The 18077-nt window shown below is 42.9% G+C and carries 16 protein-coding genes and 1 tRNA gene; 14 read left to right on the top strand and 3 right to left on the bottom strand.

Going from position 1 to position 18077, the window contains the following annotated elements:
* The first annotated feature begins 200 nt into the window (after positions 1-200).
* From DWW86_RS17165 to DWW86_RS12275, 4 genes are all read left to right on the top strand, one after another.
* Positions 201-353, top strand: a complete 153-nt coding sequence (locus tag DWW86_RS17165) for a hypothetical protein (protein WP_181985352.1) — start codon at positions 201-203, stop codon at positions 351-353.
* A gap of 225 nt (positions 354-578) precedes the next feature.
* Entirely contained in the window at positions 579-1487 is a 909-nt protein-coding gene (locus DWW86_RS12285) for a MetQ/NlpA family ABC transporter substrate-binding protein (RefSeq protein ID WP_117943431.1), read from the top strand.
* 46 nt (positions 1488-1533) lie between these two features.
* Positions 1534-2535, top strand: coding sequence for a methionine ABC transporter ATP-binding protein (locus DWW86_RS12280; RefSeq protein ID WP_353652706.1), 1002 nt, complete (start codon positions 1534-1536; stop codon positions 2533-2535).
* The gene (locus DWW86_RS12275) at positions 2525-3187 is read left to right on the top strand and encodes a methionine ABC transporter permease (RefSeq protein ID WP_072522847.1); all 663 of its coding nucleotides are present in this window, start codon (positions 2525-2527) and stop codon (positions 3185-3187) included. The genes DWW86_RS12280 and DWW86_RS12275 overlap by 11 nt, the downstream gene beginning before the upstream one ends.
* A gap of 328 nt (positions 3188-3515) precedes the next feature.
* Here DWW86_RS12275 and DWW86_RS12270 read toward each other — a convergent pair whose 3' ends face one another.
* The gene (locus tag DWW86_RS12270; protein ID WP_117943426.1) at positions 3516-5228 is read right to left on the bottom strand and encodes an ABC-ATPase domain-containing protein; all 1713 of its coding nucleotides are present in this window, start codon (positions 5226-5228) and stop codon (positions 3516-3518) included.
* 278 nt (positions 5229-5506) lie between these two features.
* Between DWW86_RS12270 and DWW86_RS12265 the strand changes: the two genes are divergently transcribed.
* Genes DWW86_RS12265 through DWW86_RS12250 form a run of 4 tightly spaced genes read left to right on the top strand, consistent with a single transcriptional unit; the run spans position 5507 to position 10683 of the window.
* Positions 5507-6898: an aminopeptidase gene (locus DWW86_RS12265; RefSeq protein ID WP_117943424.1), complete on the top strand. Its 1392-nt coding sequence runs from the start codon at positions 5507-5509 to the stop codon at positions 6896-6898.
* Positions 6899-6923: 25 nt separating this feature from the next.
* The gene (locus tag DWW86_RS12260; protein WP_117943422.1) at positions 6924-7637 is read left to right on the top strand and encodes an ABC transporter ATP-binding protein; all 714 of its coding nucleotides are present in this window, start codon (positions 6924-6926) and stop codon (positions 7635-7637) included.
* Positions 7634-9451, top strand: coding sequence for an efflux RND transporter periplasmic adaptor subunit (locus tag DWW86_RS12255; protein ID WP_117943420.1), 1818 nt, complete (start codon positions 7634-7636; stop codon positions 9449-9451). Before DWW86_RS12260 ends, DWW86_RS12255 begins: the two co-directional genes overlap by 4 nt.
* Positions 9451-10683 (top strand): ABC transporter permease, encoded by a 1233-nt coding sequence (locus tag DWW86_RS12250; protein WP_117943418.1) that lies wholly within the window; start codon positions 9451-9453, stop codon positions 10681-10683. Before DWW86_RS12255 ends, DWW86_RS12250 begins: the two co-directional genes overlap by 1 nt.
* 109 nt (positions 10684-10792) lie before the next feature.
* On the opposite strand, the gene sdaAA is transcribed toward DWW86_RS12250, so the two are convergent.
* Positions 10793-11665, bottom strand: a complete 873-nt coding sequence (gene sdaAA, locus DWW86_RS12245; RefSeq protein ID WP_117943416.1) for an L-serine ammonia-lyase, iron-sulfur-dependent, subunit alpha — start codon at positions 11663-11665, stop codon at positions 10793-10795.
* 12 nt (positions 11666-11677) lie between these two features.
* On the bottom strand, positions 11678-12346 hold the full coding sequence (sdaAB, locus tag DWW86_RS12240; RefSeq protein ID WP_117943414.1) for an L-serine ammonia-lyase, iron-sulfur-dependent subunit beta: 669 nt from the start codon (positions 12344-12346) through the stop codon (positions 11678-11680).
* A 256-nt stretch (positions 12347-12602) separates the two neighbouring features.
* Here sdaAB and DWW86_RS12235 point away from each other — a divergent pair.
* From DWW86_RS12235 to DWW86_RS12210, 6 genes are all read left to right on the top strand, one after another.
* Positions 12603-12676 (top strand) — tRNA-Arg (locus DWW86_RS12235).
* A gap of 774 nt (positions 12677-13450) precedes the next feature.
* A complete protein-coding gene (locus DWW86_RS12230) occupies positions 13451-13951 on the top strand; it encodes a nitroreductase family protein (protein WP_117943412.1) in 501 nt (166 codons plus the stop codon).
* 33 nt (positions 13952-13984) lie between these two features.
* Positions 13985-14506 (top strand): cysteine hydrolase family protein, encoded by a 522-nt coding sequence (locus DWW86_RS12225; RefSeq protein WP_117943411.1) that lies wholly within the window; start codon positions 13985-13987, stop codon positions 14504-14506.
* 352 nt (positions 14507-14858) lie between these two features.
* Positions 14859-15416, top strand: coding sequence for an RNA polymerase sigma factor (locus DWW86_RS12220; RefSeq protein WP_015543161.1), 558 nt, complete (start codon positions 14859-14861; stop codon positions 15414-15416).
* Positions 15413-16597, top strand: coding sequence for a DUF4179 domain-containing protein (locus tag DWW86_RS12215; RefSeq protein WP_117943409.1), 1185 nt, complete (start codon positions 15413-15415; stop codon positions 16595-16597). The genes DWW86_RS12220 and DWW86_RS12215 overlap by 4 nt, the downstream gene beginning before the upstream one ends.
* Positions 16598-16611: 14 nt before the next feature.
* A complete protein-coding gene (locus DWW86_RS12210; RefSeq protein ID WP_117943407.1) occupies positions 16612-17598 on the top strand; it encodes a M28 family metallopeptidase in 987 nt (328 codons plus the stop codon).
* The last annotated feature ends 479 nt before the right edge of the window (positions 17599-18077 follow it).

Raw genomic sequence — 18077 nt, 5'->3', positions numbered from 1 at the left:
GCAAAATCTGTTTACAGGGGGGAAGCCCCAAATAACCAGTATCATGGTATCATCATAGAAAAACAGTGTCAAGCAAGGAAAACAGAGTGTAAATAAAAAAATGAAAAAATGTGTTGACAGACAGAAAGAAGAGTAGTATATTAAACCTATCGGAAAGATAGGAAATAAAAACCGAGAGAACACATTAAGGAGGAAGAATCATGTTTACAGAGAAATCAGTACAGAGAAATGTCATGTGTATGATGGATAAGGAAATGCGAATGGGTATGTACATGTGCATGTCTATGTTAAACTGTGCTTCAATGTATCGGAAACTTCCTGTGACATCAGAGAATCATGGCAGAGTGGTTTGAGGTGAGATGTCAAGAATGTGAATATAGATGTATCAAGCAGATACAATTTAGATTACATGAACAGGAAATTCCGAGGGAGTTCCTGTTTTTTCTTTGTCCAAAATCAGGTGAAGGACGTCAGGACAACAGGAAATCCTGAACTTACAACTGAATATGGAAAAATAAAAAGTAATAAAAATAAATCTAATAAAAAATAATGAATGAGAATAAGAGAGGTAAATAATTATGAAAAACAGAAAATTTGTCACAGTATCACTTGCAGCAGCACTTGCAATCGGAACAATCGCAGCAAACGGCGTAATTGTAAGCGCTGACGCAGAAAAAGGAACCATCAAAGTCGCAGCATCCGCGACACCACATGCAGAGATTCTTGAAGAAGCAAAACCAATCCTCGAAAAAGAAGGCTGGGATCTGGAAGTTACCGTATTTGATGACTATGTACAGCCAAACCTCGTAGTAGAGAGCGGCGATTTCGATGCAAACTATTTCCAGCATATTCCGTATCTTGACAACTTCAATGAAGAGCAGGGAACACATCTTGTAAATGCTGGCGGAATCCATTACGAGCCATTCGGAATCTATCCGGGAACAAAGAAAGCACTGGATGATCTGGAAGATGGCGATACCATTGCAGTTCCGAATGATACCACAAACGAAGCAAGAGCACTTCTTCTCCTTCAGGACAACGGAGTGATCACTCTGAAAGACGGAGCCGGACTGGAAGCAACCGTAAAAGACATCGAAGAAAATCCGAAAAACATCCAGATCGAGGAGCTGGAAGCTGCACAGGTTTCCCGTGTAAAAGATGAAGTTGCATTTGTTGTACTGAACGGAAACTATGCACTGCAGGCAGGATATTCCGTATCCAAAGATTCCATTGCACATGAGACATCTGATTCTGAAGCAGCAAAAACATATGTAAACATCATTGCAGTAAAAGAAGGTAACGAAGACAACGAAGCAGTCAAAGCTCTGGTAGATGTACTGAAATCTGACGAGATCAAAGATTACATTAATGAGACATATGACGGAGCAGTTGTACCTTTTGAAGAATCTACAGATTCTGACAAAGCAGAGGCAGTGGATGCTACAGCAGATGCAGAAGAAGATACTGCAGCAGAGGATGCAGAATAAATAAAATTGTAACACAGGGACGGGAGGAAACAGGCGAATGGAACCGATGATACAAGTCGAAAACCTTTGTAAAAGTTTTTCCACAAAAAGCGGAACCGTAGAGGCTGCCAGAAACATCAGTTTTTCCATTGAAAAAGGAGAGATCTTCGGCATAATCGGTCTCTCCGGTGCAGGTAAAAGTACACTGGTGCGATGTCTGAACCTGCTGGAAAGACCGACTTCAGGAAGTGTTTGGGTAAACGGTAAGAATCTTACGGAGCTTTCCGAAAGGAAGCTTCGTAAGGAACGACAGAATATCGGAATGATTTTTCAGCATTTCAATCTTCTGATGCAGAGAACAGCGCTTGACAATGTATGTTTTCCGATGGAAATTGTCGGAATCAGTAAAAAGGAAGCACGTAAAAAAGCTCTGGAGTACCTGAAGATCGTAGGACTTGAGGAAAAAGCCCTTTCTTATCCGTCTCAGCTTTCAGGTGGACAGAAACAGCGCGTGGCGATTGCCCGTGTGCTTGCAAGTGATCCGGAAATCCTGCTTTGTGATGAGGCAACAAGTGCATTAGATCCCCAGACGACGAAATCCATCCTTGAGCTGATCAGGAAAATAAATAAAGAGTATGGAATCACAGTTGTTGTGATCACACACGAAATGAGTGTTGTACAGGAAATCTGTAACCGCGTGGCAGTACTGGAACGAGGAGTTCTGGTGGAATCCGGAACGGTAGAAGAACTTTTCAGGAGCCCGAAGACAGAAGCGGCACGGAGACTGGTATTCAGCGGACGTGCACAGATTCAGAAAATGAACGGCAAGCGTCTGGTACGTGTAACGTTTAAAGATAAGTCGTCTTTTGAACCGGTGATTGCAAATCTGGTTCTGACTTATCGCACACCGGTCAATATCCTGTATGCAGATACTAAGAATATTGGCGGATCCGCAGAGGGCGAAATGATTCTGCAGCTTCCCGAGATCGAGGAAACAGCAGAAAAAATGATCGAATATCTGCGGGAAACAAATATGGGAGTAGAGGAGTTGAGTTTTGATGTGGGATAATGCAACAATTACAATGCTTCTGGAAGGAACCAGAGATACTTTATATATGACACTTGTGTCCACTTTTTTCGGATACGTACTTGGCCTGCCGCTGGGAATCCTCCTCGCAGTGACAGACAAAGAAGGTATCCATCCGAATTCAGCTGTTTATAAAGTTTTGGATGTGATCGTGAATATTCTCAGAAGTATTCCGTTCCTGATTCTCCTCATTCTCGTCATTCCGCTTACGAGACTGCTGGTGGGCAAGACATATGGATCTACAGCAACGATCGTACCACTTGTAATCGCTGCCGCACCGTTTATCGCACGTATGGTAGAATCCTCACTCAAGGAAGTTGATCCGGGTGTGGTTGAGGCAGCCGTCAGCATGGGCGCCGGAACACGGACGATCATCTGGAAAGTACTTCTTGCTGAATCCAGAACTTCCCTTCTGGTTGGTGTGACGATCGCAGTAGGAACGATCCTGGGCTATTCTGCAATGGCAGGAACTGTCGGCGGAGGCGGACTTGGTGATATCGCGATACGTTATGGATATTACCGTTACCAGACAGACATCATGATCGTGACGATTGTTATTCTGGTAGTTCTCGTACAGATTCTTCAGGGACTGGGTATGATGCTTTCAAGAAAGCTTGATAAAAGAAAAGCGTAATGATTATTTTAGAAATTTTATACTTTTATTAGAAAAAGGACAAAAATTTCTCACATTTATATTGTATGATGTACTTGTCTTAAAGGAACAGCCCTTTAAGATCTCCGGTAACACTTCAAATGCCGGAAGAGTTGCCGGAACTCTTTCCTTTCCCTAAAAATAAAACAGAACACGAAAACTCAACAGCCGCCACCTGACAAGAAACGTCGGGAGGGCGGCTGCTTTCGTTATACCAAAGTATGCGAGAGAAGCTGCCAGTGGCAGGTTCTCTCGCATGTCTGTATAGTCTCTATATTATAGTGGGTTTGTAGCGCGACATGATATCACTTTATCCGCGGTAGCGGTTAAAACAGGAATAGATTTCCTGGATTCTCGGAACTGCATACCCACATGGAAGGGAAGAACCGTCTGCAAATGCGGCAAGTCCCTTCTTTTGTAATTCTTTGGACAGCAGCTGAACGATTTCAGAGACAGTACGCTGTCCGTCGACCAGATTTTCCAGAGCATATTTCAGTATCAGACCGAGAGCAGCTGTCTGCTCAGTATCTACAATCTGTTCGATACAGCGCAGATCAACGTTCTCGTGTCCGAGAAGAAATCCATCTTTTCCATGTACTTTTATTTTCAGGCGTTCCGGTTTGTCGGTTCCACGTCCATGGCTTCGAATACCGGGCGATTTTTTGGACAGTATCCGATGACTCTGGGGCATGAAAAATGCAGGTGCTTTTTCTTCGGTCAGAGGATATTTTTCACAAAGCGCACGGACTTTTGTGGAAATGTCCACAGGATGATAAGAATCCATCTGGATAACCGTATCGGCAATGTGGAAAAATGCACCGGAGCTTCCAGCTACCAGAATCGTGGAAATCCCGGCTTTTTCATAGAGATCTTTTGAGCGTTCCAGAAACGGGGTGATCGGTTCTTTTTCACGGGAGATGACTTCCTGCATGAAGGTGTCCCGCACCATAAAATTGGTCGCGGAGGTATCTTCATCCAGCAGGAAAACTTTGCTTCCGGATTCGATTCCCTCCACAATACCTGCGGCCTGTGAGGTACTTCCACTGGCATCTTCCGTAGAAAAACAACGAGTGTCTTTTTTGTTTGGAAGATCATTAATAAAAAGTGAAATATCTACATTGCGGATAAATCGTCCGTCCTCGGAGCGAAGCTTTAAAGCGCTGGCATCCGTGATGACATACTCTCGTCCGTCACCGGCAATGTGATTGTATACACCGAGTTCCAGCGCATTCAGAAGCGTGGATTTACCGTGATAACCGCCGCCAACGATCAGGGTGATTCCGGCGGGAATGCCCATACCGTAGATTGTTCCTTCATGCGGAAGTTTCATGGATACACGAAGAGATTGCGGTGACATAAATGGGACAGAATCCCTAAGCGGGCGGGAAGAAATACCGCTTTCTCTCGGCAGGACAGAGTGATCGGCCACAAAAGCAACAAGATTCTTTTCTTTTAGCTGTGTGCGAATCGAATCCTGATCTTCGGCAAGAAAGATTGCCTGTTCCAGTTTGGCGCGGTCGGTGTTTTTATAGAAAAAAGCTTTCTCGATACAGGCCGGGAGAAAATCAAAGAGGATTTTTTCCAGTTCCGTGGCATTAATGGTACGTCCGTTTGCCGGGAATCCAATAAAAAAACGTGCGGTGATTTCTTTGTCCGTAATTTCGCAGGCAGAACGTGAAAGCACTTCCTGCCCGCAGTGGCTGACGGAGATGAGGCCGCTTTTACCCGAGCCTTTTGCACGGAAAGTGTAGTGATTGACCTGAGTTTCGAACTGGCGGGTCAGATAATCTGCAAGTGTCACACGCGTAAGCGTATCTTTATAATAAGTGGCTGGAAAGCCTGCGGTTTTGTGACTGAGCCGGATACGGATATGTGAAGGTGACGCAAAAGGATCCCCCTGTACATGGTCAATATGAAGAATGAAATCCCTGAACTGATAGCTGCCTTTCAGGGATTTGTACGCTGGATAACTTTTGCGGTGGATCGCCTGAAGCTGTGTTTTTAAATCAGATGCGTTCTGCATGAAAAGACTCCTTTTATGAAAAATTTGTGATATATTTACAGATTTAAAGTACATTTAAAGTTTGACTGTAACTATAAAAATAACATAAATTATTATAATTCTCAAATACGAAAAAAGGCAAGCAGTTCGGGGCATAATAAGAAACATAAATTATAATAAAGATTGTTGAATTTCTTATATCTTTATTAAGAATCTGAAACCATGTAGAAATACGTAAAATATTGGGGTATAATGTTGAAAGAATTTTGAGAATCAAACGAAAGGTGGTTTTGTATATTATGGAAAGAAGAAATGCATGGCTTTCTTACAATGAAGCAGATGAAAAAGCCCTGGAGAAGCTGGCAAAGGATTATCGCACATTTCTCGATAATGGAAAAACAGAACGTGAATGCGTGAGCGAACTGTCCAGAGAAGCGGAGGCTGCCGGTTATGTATCACTGGATAAAAAACTTGCTTCCGGTGAGAAGATCCAGACAGGAGATAAAATTTATGCAGTCGGCATGAAAAAGATCATGGCACTGTTCCATATCGGAGAAGATCCGATGGAAAAAGGTATGAATATTCTGGGCGCACACATCGATTCTCCGCGTCTTGATGTGAAGCAGAATCCTTTATATGAAGATACAGATCTGACATATCTCGATACACATTATTATGGCGGTGTAAAGAAATATCACTGGGTAGCACTGCCGCTTGCAATTCATGGTGTGATCGTCAAAAAAGGCGGTACAGTTGTAAACGTGACAATTGGTGAAGCTGAGGATGATCCGGTTGTATATATCACCGATCTTCTGATCCATCTTGCAGGAAAACAGCTTCAGAAAAAAGCAGCAGAAGTAATTGAGGGCGAGAACCTTGACATTCTGATTGGCAGCAGACCACTTAATGAGGAAAGTGATGAGAAGAAAAAAGAAGCAGTCAAAAACAATGTTCTTCGCATCCTGAAAGAAAAATATGATGTAGAGGAAGAAGATTTCCTTTCCGCAGAGCTTGAGATCGTTCCGGCAGGAAAAGCCCGTGACTGTGGACTTGACAGGAGCATGGTTGCAGCATACGGACAGGATGATCGCGTATGCGCATACACCTCCTTTGCAGCAATGATGGAAATGGAAACACCGAAACGTACAAGCTGCTGTCTGCTGACAGACAAAGAAGAGATTGGCAGCGTCGGAGCAACCGGCATGCAGTCCAGATTCTTTGAGAATACAGTCGCAGAGCTCCTTGGCGGAATGGGATGTTATTCAGATCTTGCACTTCGCAGAACACTCGGCAATTCCTTTATGCTTTCTTCTGACGTAAGCGCAGGTTATGACCCGGCTTATGGTGAGTGCTTCGAAAAGAAAAATGCAGCATATCTTGGCCGTGGTATCGTTCTTAACAAATTTACAGGAGCAAGAGGAAAATCCGGTTCCAATGATGCAAATGCAGAATATGTGGCAAAGGTACGCAAGGTTTTTGATGACAGCAATGTTGCATTCCAGACAGCAGAACTTGGTAAAGTTGATGTCGGTGGCGGTGGAACGATCGCCTATATCGCTGCACTTTACGGTATGAATGTCATTGACAGTGGGGTGGCTGTTCTGAGTATGCATGCACCGTGGGAAGTGACAAGCAAGGCTGATATTTATGAGGCAGAAAAAGCATATAAGGCATTTCTTGAAAATGCATAAAAGCTGACAGCAGAGGAGAACAAAAATGGATGATACGTTAATCAAAGTAGAGGATTTGTGCAAGATTTACAATCCCGGCGAAAACGAAGTGCGGGCACTGGATCATGTCAGCCTCGAAATTAAGAAGGGAGAACTGGTGGCAATTATTGGACAGTCCGGATCAGGCAAGTCAACATTTATGAATATGCTCGGCTGTCTGGATGTGCCTACATCCGGTAAATATTATCTGAATGGAACGGATGTGTCCGAAATGTCGGACAATGAATTGTCTGAGGTTCGAAACCGTGAGATCGGATTTATCTTTCAGGGATTCAATCTGATTGCGAATCTGAATGCGATTGAAAATGTAGAACTGCCGCTGATCTACCGTGGCATTGACCGTAAGACAAGACATCAGCTGGCAATCGATTCTCTGAAAATGGTCGGACTTGAGAAACGTATGGACCATAAACCGAGTGAGATGTCAGGAGGACAGCAGCAGCGTGTGGCAATCGCAAGGGCGATTGCTGCACAGCCGCCGGTTATTCTCGCGGATGAACCGACCGGAAATCTGGACTCTGCCTCAAGCAGGGAAATACTCGGAATTCTCAAAAAAATGCACAAAACTGGAAGAACGGTCATATTGATTACGCATGACAACGGAATTGCTGCACAGGCAAGACGCGTGGTGCGGATAATGGATGGCAAAATAGAATCAGATATGATCAACCCGGATTTTGATCAGGAGGCAGCTGAATGAAGGTAAGTGGGAAAAAGAAAAAATCAAAAAAGAAGCTTGTGATCGGAGTCGGTATACTGGCGGTTGCTGCTGTGGCAGGTGCCAATATTTACGGAAGCAGAAATGCAGCAGAAAATGCAGTGCCACAGATTGAAGTAGTAAAAGCTGTACGTGATAATGTACAGCAAACAGTGGAAACCAGTGGAACGGTTGTAAGTGAAGAACAGAAGACTTATTTTTCACCTGTCAATGCGAAGGTTGATGTAGCTGATGTCAAAGAAGGCGAAACGGTAAAAGCAGGGACAAAGCTGATTGAATTTGACCAGAAGGATCTTGAGCGCGAAGAAAAGAAAGCAGAGCTGAATGTAAAAAGTGGAAAGCTGGATATGCAGAATACGCTGAATAAATCAGCTGAAGCTGTACAGAAGCAGCAGAATGCGCAGGGCAATGCTGCATCTTTGAAACAGCAGGTAGCTGCGCAGGAGGATTACATAGCAAATATAAAAGCAAGGATTTCTCAGGCAAATACGAATGCACAGGTGGCAGCAGCGCAGGAAGAGGCAAGAAAACAGGCGGATGCGACCGCGGCTCAGGCGGCTCGGGCAGAGGCTGTTCAGAAGGCATATGCGGCAGCGCAGAAGAAATATCAGAATGAGACACTGCCGGCATATCAGACGCAGCTGAATACGCTTGCTGATGAAATGAATCAGGCACAGACTACATACAATCAGACAGAAACAGATTATCAGATGGCATTCCAGACATGGAGCAGTGAGCAGAGTGATGAGAATGCCGCGGCTTTAGACGTGGCGGAGAGTGCCAGAAACGATGCGCAGATTGCATATCAGAATGCCAAAAGTGCCTATGAAGATTACAAGACACAGAAACCGGCAGCGCCTGCGATGAATAATGTAAACAGTGAAATCATTTCAGACGGAAACACGGCAGACAGTATTTTTTCAGATTCTGCGGAGACTGTTACGAATAACGGTTCAGACACGACTGTGACGGCAGATACTTCTGCTCTGGAAGCTGAACTTGAAAAGGCAAGCAACACACTTGCTGAACTGCAGTCCAGACTGTCTTCGCAGCAGGCAGTTGCGGAGTCTGATCCATCAGCAGTCACTGCAGAAGAAAAAGAAAAGATGGAGATTACAAATAACCTTTCTGAACTGGATCAGATGTCTGCACAGGAACTTGTCGAGGCGGCGAAAAAGGGTATTAAAGCGGATTTTAACGGAGTCATCACAAAAGTTTCAGTAGTAGAAGGTGCAACGACTGCTCTCGGGACAGAACTTTTTACCCTTCAGAATACAGATAAGATAAATGTTAATGTCAATGTTTCTAAATATGATTATGACAAGCTGAAAGAAGGGCAGAGTGCAGATATTACTCTGGCCGGCAAGACGTATGAAGGCGAAGTAACAAGTATCAGCCATGTGGCAACACAGAATGAAAAAGGTGCATCGCTGATTTCGGCAGATGTGCGTATCAAAAATCCGGATGACGATATTTTCCTCGGTGTTGATGCAAAAGTAACAATTCATGCAGAAGAGGCCGATGATGTTGTGGTGCTTCCGTCAGAGGTAGTAAATATCGGAAAAGACGGTTCCTTCTGTTATGTTATTGAAAACGGTGTTATCACCAGAAGGGATATTACAACAGGAATCAGCTCAGACGATTATGTAGAAGTGACAGAAGGGATCAAAGAGGGAGATGAGGTTATTCGAGACCTCGGCTCACTTGAAGAAGGAATGCAGGCAGAAGCGACTTTGTCTGAATCTGCTGATAATGGAAGCCAGAGTAATCTGACAGATGCAGAGGAAGGTGCCTGATGGGCGGTTTATTTGAATATATAAAAATGGCTGTTCAGAATATCCGTGCCAATAAAGGACGTTCCTTTCTGACGATGCTGGGTATTATTATCGGTATTGCGTCGGTTATTGCAATCGTTTCTATCGGCGAAGGAACCAAAAATCAGATGAACAGTGAAATTGACGGTATCGGTGGCGGGCAGATTGCAGTCAGTGTCAGTAATGATGCAATAACAGAATCGGAGTTTATCACGGCAGAGGATGTGCAGGCCGTCCGGGAGATCGATACCATAGAGGGAGTCAATGTGTCGGAGAGTTATGATGGAGAAACTGTGACAGGAAAAGGAAATTTTTCCATCATGCTGACGGCAGAAGGTCCGGATGCAAAGCTGCTCAATAATTCCGAGATGAAATATGGAAACTATTTTGGCGAAAATGAGATAGAGGAAGGTAAAAATGTATGTGTGATTTCGGATGCTGATGCAAAGCGTCTGTTTGGGACAGATGACGTTGTGGGAATGAATCTCGATATCACCTGCTATGATTCATCAAAATCTTTTCGCATCATGGGTGTGACAACACAAAAGGAAAATGGAACGTTTGTCAGCTATACATATGATGGGATGCCTGTTACTGTCAATATCCCATATTCGTCTATGGAAGATCTGGTCGGCGCGACGGATGAGTTTTATTCACTGATGATACAGGGAGATAAAACGCTGGATTCTCAGATTATTGCAGATCAGGTAGTACACGTACTTGAAAAACGTCATCAATGTGCAGGTGAAGAGTATTTTCAGGTGCAGAGTTTTCAGGATGTGATGCAGTCAATGAATGAAATGCTTGGTATGGTGACTGCTTTTATTTCGTTTGTTGCAGGAATTTCGCTTCTGGTTGGCGGTATTGGTGTTATGAATATTATGCTTGTTTCAGTTACCGAAAGGACAAGAGAGATCGGCATCCGTAAATCCCTTGGCGCAAAGACTTCATCAATTATGCTTCAGTTTCTTGCAGAAGCTGCGATACTGACGGTAATCGGCGGTCTGATCGGAATTATATTGGGAATACTGGCAGCATATGGAATCTGTTCTGTCATAAGCGGAAGTATCGGAATGACGATCACCCCGGGAATCAGTCCGACCGTGATTTTTGTAGCAACATTGTTCTCCTGTGCAGTCGGTGTGTTTTTTGGTATTTATCCGGCGAAAAAAGCGGCACGTCTGAGCCCAATCGAAGCGTTAAGGAGAAATTAAGTGAATTGATTTTATAAAATATAGGAAAATATAAGTGAAGAACAATAACGAATCTGGATTAAGAGACAGATTCGTTATTTGTTTTTTACGGTTTTTTCCCTGTATTTGTTTAACTACACATATGACATGATTTACATGCGGACGGTGCGGTCGCACAGCCGCCGAGTGCAGTTTCTCGCAGTTCAGCCGGAAGTTTTTTGCCGACGGTGTACATGACGTTGATCATTTCATCGAGTGGAATCAGCTGTGTGATTCCGGCAAGCGCCATTTCTGCGGCGACGAGGGCATTTGCAACACCGGTGGCATTGCGGTTCTGGCATGGATATTCGACAAGACCGCCGACCGGGTCACAGACCAGTCCGAGCATATTCATAAGAACGGTAGAGGCCGCGTAAGTACATTGTTTTGGGGAGCCGCCCAGTAATTCCGTAGCAGCAGAAGCGGCCATGGCAGCAGCAATTCCGGTCTCAGCCTGACAACCGCCCACAGCACCTGCGACTGTGGCATTTCTCATTGCAAGATAACCGATCGCACCGGCATTAAAAAGCGCCTGCTGAATCTGCTCATCAGAAAAATGATATTGTTTCTGGACAGCCAGAAGAAGTCCAGGTACGATTCCGGCGGAACCGGCAGTCGGAGCGGCAACGATCAGCCCCATGGAAGCATTTGTCTCAAGTGTTGCCATGGCATAAGTGATCGCGTCATCCAGAAGATTACCGCAGATACTTTTGCCGGAAGTCTGATGAAGAGAGAGTTTTTTTGCTTCGCCACCGATCAGACCGCCCATAGATTTGACTGGTTTTTCAATCGGTGAAAAAGCAGCGTCTTTCATAATTTCCAGTACACGTGCCATACGTGCATCTACATCTTCGGCAGTTGTTTCTCCGAGGATAATCTCACGTTGACGCATAATTTCAGAAATCGGAAGATTTTTTTCCGTACATAATGTCAGAAGTTCTACAGCATTTTTAAATTCTTTCATGATTTTCCCTCCTTACATCTGCACGATCATAACTTCGTGGATATTCTGGTTCAAACGAATCGTATCGTCGATATCCTCCGGAAGATGTCCGTCTGATTCTACGATCGTATAAGCTATTTCACCTTTGGACTCGCGGAAAAGACGCATAAAGGCGATATTGACGTTGCGGTCGCTGAGGCATTTGGTGATGTATGCCACAACTCCAGGCTTGTCCTGATGAGTTACGATTACAGCACTGTATTCGCCGGTGAAATCAACCTGTACGGAATTAATCTTTACGATGCGTACTTTGCCACCGCCGAGTGATTCGCCGCGGACAGTCATTTCCTGATTTTTTTCGTTGATCATATGAATATCAACTGTATTCGGGTGCACATCCGTCTCGATTTCATTTGGCGTGAATGAAAAGGCAAGTCCCTTCTGATCTGCAATCTCGAAAGAATTTCGGATACGCATATCATCCGTGGAAAATCCCATGATACCTCCGAGCAGGGCTCGGTCTGTTCCGTGACCTTTGTAGGTGCGGGCAAAAGAGCCGTAAAGAGTAAATTCTACTTTTTTCAGAGGCCCGTTGATCATTTTCTGCGCAAGAAAACCAATGCGGGCGGCGCCGGCTGTGTGGGAGCTGGACGGACCGATCATATTTGGCCCCATGACATCGAATACACTGATAAAAGACATGTTCATTCTCCTTAAAATTTGTATAAAAATAGTGTTTACACTTATGCAAAAAAATACAATGGATGTCCTTGTGATTGTATTGTATCATTCCCTGAAGAAGGAAGCAAATTTATTAAAAGGAAAACGGCAGAATAGAATATATAAAACTGTTTAAAATAAAAAAATAAAAAAAATAGAAAAAAGTGTTGACAAATTGTTTTATTTACAGTAGAATATATTTTGTTGTGAGCGACAAGTACTTGCAAATCAATAAAATGTGCGTTTAGCTCAGCTGGATAGAGCGTTTGGCTACGGACCAAAAGGTCGGGGGTTCGAATCCTCTAACGCACGCTAATAAAAAATAAGACACAGCGTTAAGCTGTGTCTTATTTTTTGTTCGAGTCCGGCTCGGACTCGAACGGGTTCGATCTCCGCTCCGCTTCGGTCGTTGCTAAACGCGTGCCACTGGCACGCAGCAACCTCTAACGCACGCTGCGGTGAAAGGCTGGAAACCTTGAACAATGGTTTCCGGCTTTTTTTGTACTTGTCAATTTGAGTTCGAACCTGTGACTTCCTGTGACAAGGGAATTTTGGATAAAATCAGTTGGAAAAATGCCTTTTCCATGATACTCAGACTTTCCTCAGGAGTCAGTGGATTGTATATATACCCTAATGTTGTTGTGGTGTTGTGTAGAAGATGACTGCGAGAGGAGTAAGTTGTCTGGAGGTCAACGAAAATATAGGTGCTGTATGACTATGGAATGGATAAGCTGTGTGGAGACCAACCAAAATTTTGGTGCTAAATGACCAGGGAAAGAGTCAGTCTGCTGGAAACCAACATGATTTAGATAAAATGGTTGGCCAGTGATAGAGCAAGTATCTTGCAGGTCATTGAAGGTAATAAAATTGGATGGTTTGTATATAAGCAACACCAATTTAAGCCAATAAAATGAATATATAATGGTCCCTATTAAAATGATTTTACCAAAAAAATCAGGAAAATACGATAGAAAAAACTGCTATTGTGAGAATTAATTGCGGATGAAGTGAAGATATTTGTTAGCTTTATAAAATATACATGTTATAATAGAACTATCTTAAATAGTAAGCAAGGGGGCATGCAATATGAACAGTATTTTTCACAGAATCAGTGTAAGAAAATATGAAGACAGACCAGTGGAAAAGGAAAAAATTATGGAGATTCTGAAGGCGGGAATGCAGGCACCAAGTGCATGTAATCAGCAACCATGGGAATTTTACGTGGTGACAGATAAAGAAAAAATCCAGAAATTATCCAAAGTAACACCATATACCGGCTGTGCGGCAGGGGCACCTGTAGTTATTGTTCCTGCATATCATACAGAAGGACTTGTTGCACCATCTTTTGCGCAAATTGATATGGCGATTGCACAGCAGAATATCTGGCTGGAAACAGATGCGCTGGGCCTCGGAGGAGTATGGTTTGGTATCGCACCGATGGAGGATCGAATGGAAGAAATACACAGCCTTCTGGAACTTCCGGAAAATGTGAAAGTATTTTCTATGTTTGCACTGGGATATCCGGCAGAGACAAGACCTCAGCAGAACCGATTTGCGCCTGAAAGAATACATTTCATTGAGAAATAAAAATGACACAGAGAAAAGAGAAGGGGAATAATTATGCAGGATATTTTAGTTGTGGTAGACATGCAGAATGATTTTATTGATGGTGTCCTTGGAACCAAAGAAGCTGTTGCAATCGTTCCAAAAGTAGAAGAGAGAATCAGAAATTTCAAAGGAACAGTTCTTTTTACACGAGATACTCATGAATCATGGTATTTGGATACACAGGAAGGAAAGAAACTTCCGGTACCACACTGTATCCGGAACACAGAAGGCTGGCAGATCAGAAATGAACTGGATAGCCTCAGAAAAACAGAACCGATTGACAAAGAAACTTTTGGTTCTACAGATCTGGCTGCTGAGCTGGTGGCAATGAACATTGATGATGAAATAGGAAGCATTACATTTGTTGGCCTTTGCACGGATATCTGCGTGATTTCCAATGCGCTTCTGGTAAAAGCAGCTCTTCCGGAAGTTCCGATCATAGTAGACGCGGCATGTTGTGCAGGAGTGACACCGGAAAGTCATGAAAATGCATTGAACGCTATGAAAATGTGCCAGATCGATATTGTCAGATGAAATTTAAACAGAATATCACAATAATATATGATTGACTAATCATTAATATAAGTCCATTGCTTGTGTGAGTAGTGGACTTTTTTGCGTAATAGGAAATTACTCCGTAATGTTCCCATTACACAAAAACGCTCCGCGAGGATGCGACCAGATGCATGAGGAATATGTCTGCTGAAGCAGACTGCATCTGGCGCGCAAAGCGTAGCAAGTCCCTCAAAGATTGAGGAATTCAGGGAGTTTGAAGCGGACCTGTCCACTTTGATCATTTTATAAAGAAATTTGAATTTTTTTGTTACCATTCAGGATTTTTTACGATATATAGTATGAGTAGAAAAATGAGGAGGACAACCCGTAAATGAAAGACAATGAGATCATATCTTTGTTTGAGATAAGGGATGAGCATGCGATCGAAGCATTGAGCGACAAGTATCATCCGTACTGTTACAAGATTGCCTGGAATCTGCTTACAAATAAAGAAGATTCGGAAGAATGCCTGAATGATACCTGGTTTTCGGTCTGGTCGCTGATTCCGCCGAAGAAGCCTTCCGTATTATCACATTTTTGCGGCAGGATCACGAGAAACTTAAGCATTGATTGCCTGCGTAAAAAATATGCCAACAGGCGCCCAGATGTGCATATGGCAGATGTATTAGGTGAAATGGATCAGCTGAGTGTTACTTATACCATTGAAGATCAGCTGGCGGAGAAAGAACTGCTGGAGATCATCAATGATTTTCTTGGAAAAATGGATGCAGAGGACAGAGATATTTTTGTGAGAAGATACTGGTTTTTTGATTCGGTTGCGGCGATTGCCAAAAGGCATGCGATGTCCGTCGGAAGTGTAAAAATGAATCTGTACCGGAGCAGGAAGAAGCTGTTGAAGGTCTTGAAAAAGGAAGGGAAACACTTATGAAAAAATTCGATTTTTCAAAAGAATTTGGCAATATTGATCCAAAATATATCAGCGAAGCAGAGGGAGAATGGAAAGGTAAAAAAAGAGTCTGGACACCATCATTCTGGAGTAAACTGGCAGCCGCCTGTGTGATCCTGGCTTTGATTTCGACTGTTTTATCGAACCCGAAAGTGCAGGCCGCAATCAAAAATCTTGCTTTATCTATAGGAGAAACACTGGGATTTCAGAAAGAAATTGAGTCGTATACGGAGGTTTTAAACATGTCCCAGACGGATCATGGGATCACTGCAAACTTAAAAGAAGTTGTTCTGGATGAGGGAGTTTTGCTGTTCAGGGTGCATGCAGAAATTGATAATACCGAAGGGAATGAGCAGGGGAAATCGGAGAACATTTCATCCTTTAAGAACACGGGAATTACGCTTGATATGAACAAAACAACAATAAATGGACAGAAGCTGGATGAGTACACAAGTGGGGAGTATTCGCCTTATTCTGTAGATGATTTATTAGATGAAGACGCCGACAGAGATGAAAAGGAATATGATCGTGTACAGGAGTACCGCTTTCATGCACCGACAGATCTCGGAGAAAATCCGGAAGTGCATCTTGTACTTAATGCATTTAATTATGATGACTGGGAAAAATCAGAGGCAGAATTTACGTTTGATTTCAACATTTCACGGGAGAAAATCCTGAAGCAGACAACGAATAAAGAACTGGAAAATATTTCTGTCGAGACAGAAGAAGGCACGGTTACACTGAAAGATATTTTCCTGAACAAGTTACAGAGCAGTATCTCAGCAGATGTGCCGGAAAAACTCTTCCAGAAGTATGACGTTGAGCTGCGTGGAACGGACAGTAAAGGAAACAAAGTACGGTATGAATTAAAGGATGATGCAGAAACAGAAGCCATCAGTCGTGTCTGGAAATTTAAGACAGATTTCTGGAGAACGTGTGGAAGCGCCGGAGATGATGAGCGGCCGGAGATTCCTGATCCCGACAGTGAATATCTGGAATTACAGCTTTATCTGAAATCCGATGCTATAATAGAAAACAATGTTATTAAAAGGTATGATTTAGATGACGACACCTATGCCGAAGAAGAAAGCAAAGTCTACGATGCAGCAGATGATTCTGAATGGAAAGCTGTTGGAGAAAAGATGCGGATTGATATCAGGTAAGGAGGAACAGAGCAATGAAGAAAATATTGATTGCGTTAATTATGGCAATATCCGTAATAACACCAATCCAGACGATGGCGGAAAGTGTTATACAGTCTGAAGTGGAAATACAGCCTTCGGAACAGAACATTGAGCAGATCATTGATGAGATTACGTCTGAACCGCATCCAATAAATTCTGATGCGATCCAGAATGTAAAGGAATACATCATCCAATATTGGGGTGATTTGGGATATGATGAGATAGAATGTCAGAAGTTTGAATATAATGATGAAAATAATGAGAATGCAATACGGCGTTCCTCACAGGCAGATGTATTTCTGGCACCAACGGCCGAAAATGCAACTATTGACGGCACTGGTGAAAATATTATTGTGACAAAAAAGTCATCCACTGATATGACGAAAAATCTGATCATAAGTGCCCATTATGACAGTGCAGAAGATTCGGTAGGAGCCAATGATAACGGTTCCGGAGTGGCAGCAGTACTTGAACTGGCAAGAATTTTAAAAGATACAGAGATGCCGTATAATGTAAAATTCATCCTGTTTTCGGGCGAAGAAAAATATATGCTGGGTTCAAGATGGTATGTTGGCAATCTGTCTGAGGACGAGCGGAAGCAGATCATCGGAGTAATAAATATTGATACCATCGCAGAAAAAAGTGATCTGGGTTATATGGCGATGATCGAAGGAAACAAACGACCAGATGATATAGAGTATGACGATGAGGGACTGAAAAAACTGGCCGAGTTAAATAAAAACAGCATGTCAGATTTATTTACATCCAGTGACAGATTCTACCTGACAATGGCAACTAACAGTGACCATTATCCATTTGCTTTGGTGGATATCCCGGCAGTTTCCATTGTCCAGGACTGGCAGGATGGATTGAACGTGAATGACAGTTCTGATGTAAAAGAGAATATGGATATGCAGAGGATTGTGGAAGTGATTGAGAAGGTTACGGAAGTGCTTTCTGAGATACCATCAAATAATTAATAAAGAAGAGAGTAAAGCAGAGCCGGGATTCGAAAGGGTCCCGGTTTTTTGCAAGTTTAAATGACAAAAGAAATTCTAATTTTTTTGTTACCACCGGGATTTTTTACGATATATAGTATGAGCAGGAAAATTTTCTTTCGAAATACAAGACAAGGAAAAACAAAACGATGAAAAAAGGGACAATGATGGTTTTTTCGGCATTATTGATGAGCTGCTTTTTAGCAGTTCCGGCAGAAGCTAAGAGCATCGAGAATGGTACTTACCGCGTATAGAAAAGTACAAGATTTCCTATTTATTTATTGGAAGCTGTGAAGTTGAGAAGTATGGAGAGATCAATAGCGAATTCTTAACTTCGCTGGGAAAAGTTGTTTTCCGACAGGGTGAGACGATGATAATTGAGGTTTTCGATGGGGAGAGGGGTGATTGATATAAAAAAGATAAAATTTTGTAAAATGTGTTACCTTATGTAAAAAAATACG

Source organism: Ruminococcus sp. AF17-22AC (assembly GCF_003460065.1).
Taxonomy (GTDB): Bacteria; Bacillota; Clostridia; order Lachnospirales; family Lachnospiraceae; genus Blautia_A.
The sequence above is the reverse complement of the archived record's forward strand: the minus strand, read 5'-3'. Positions and strand labels throughout refer to the sequence as shown.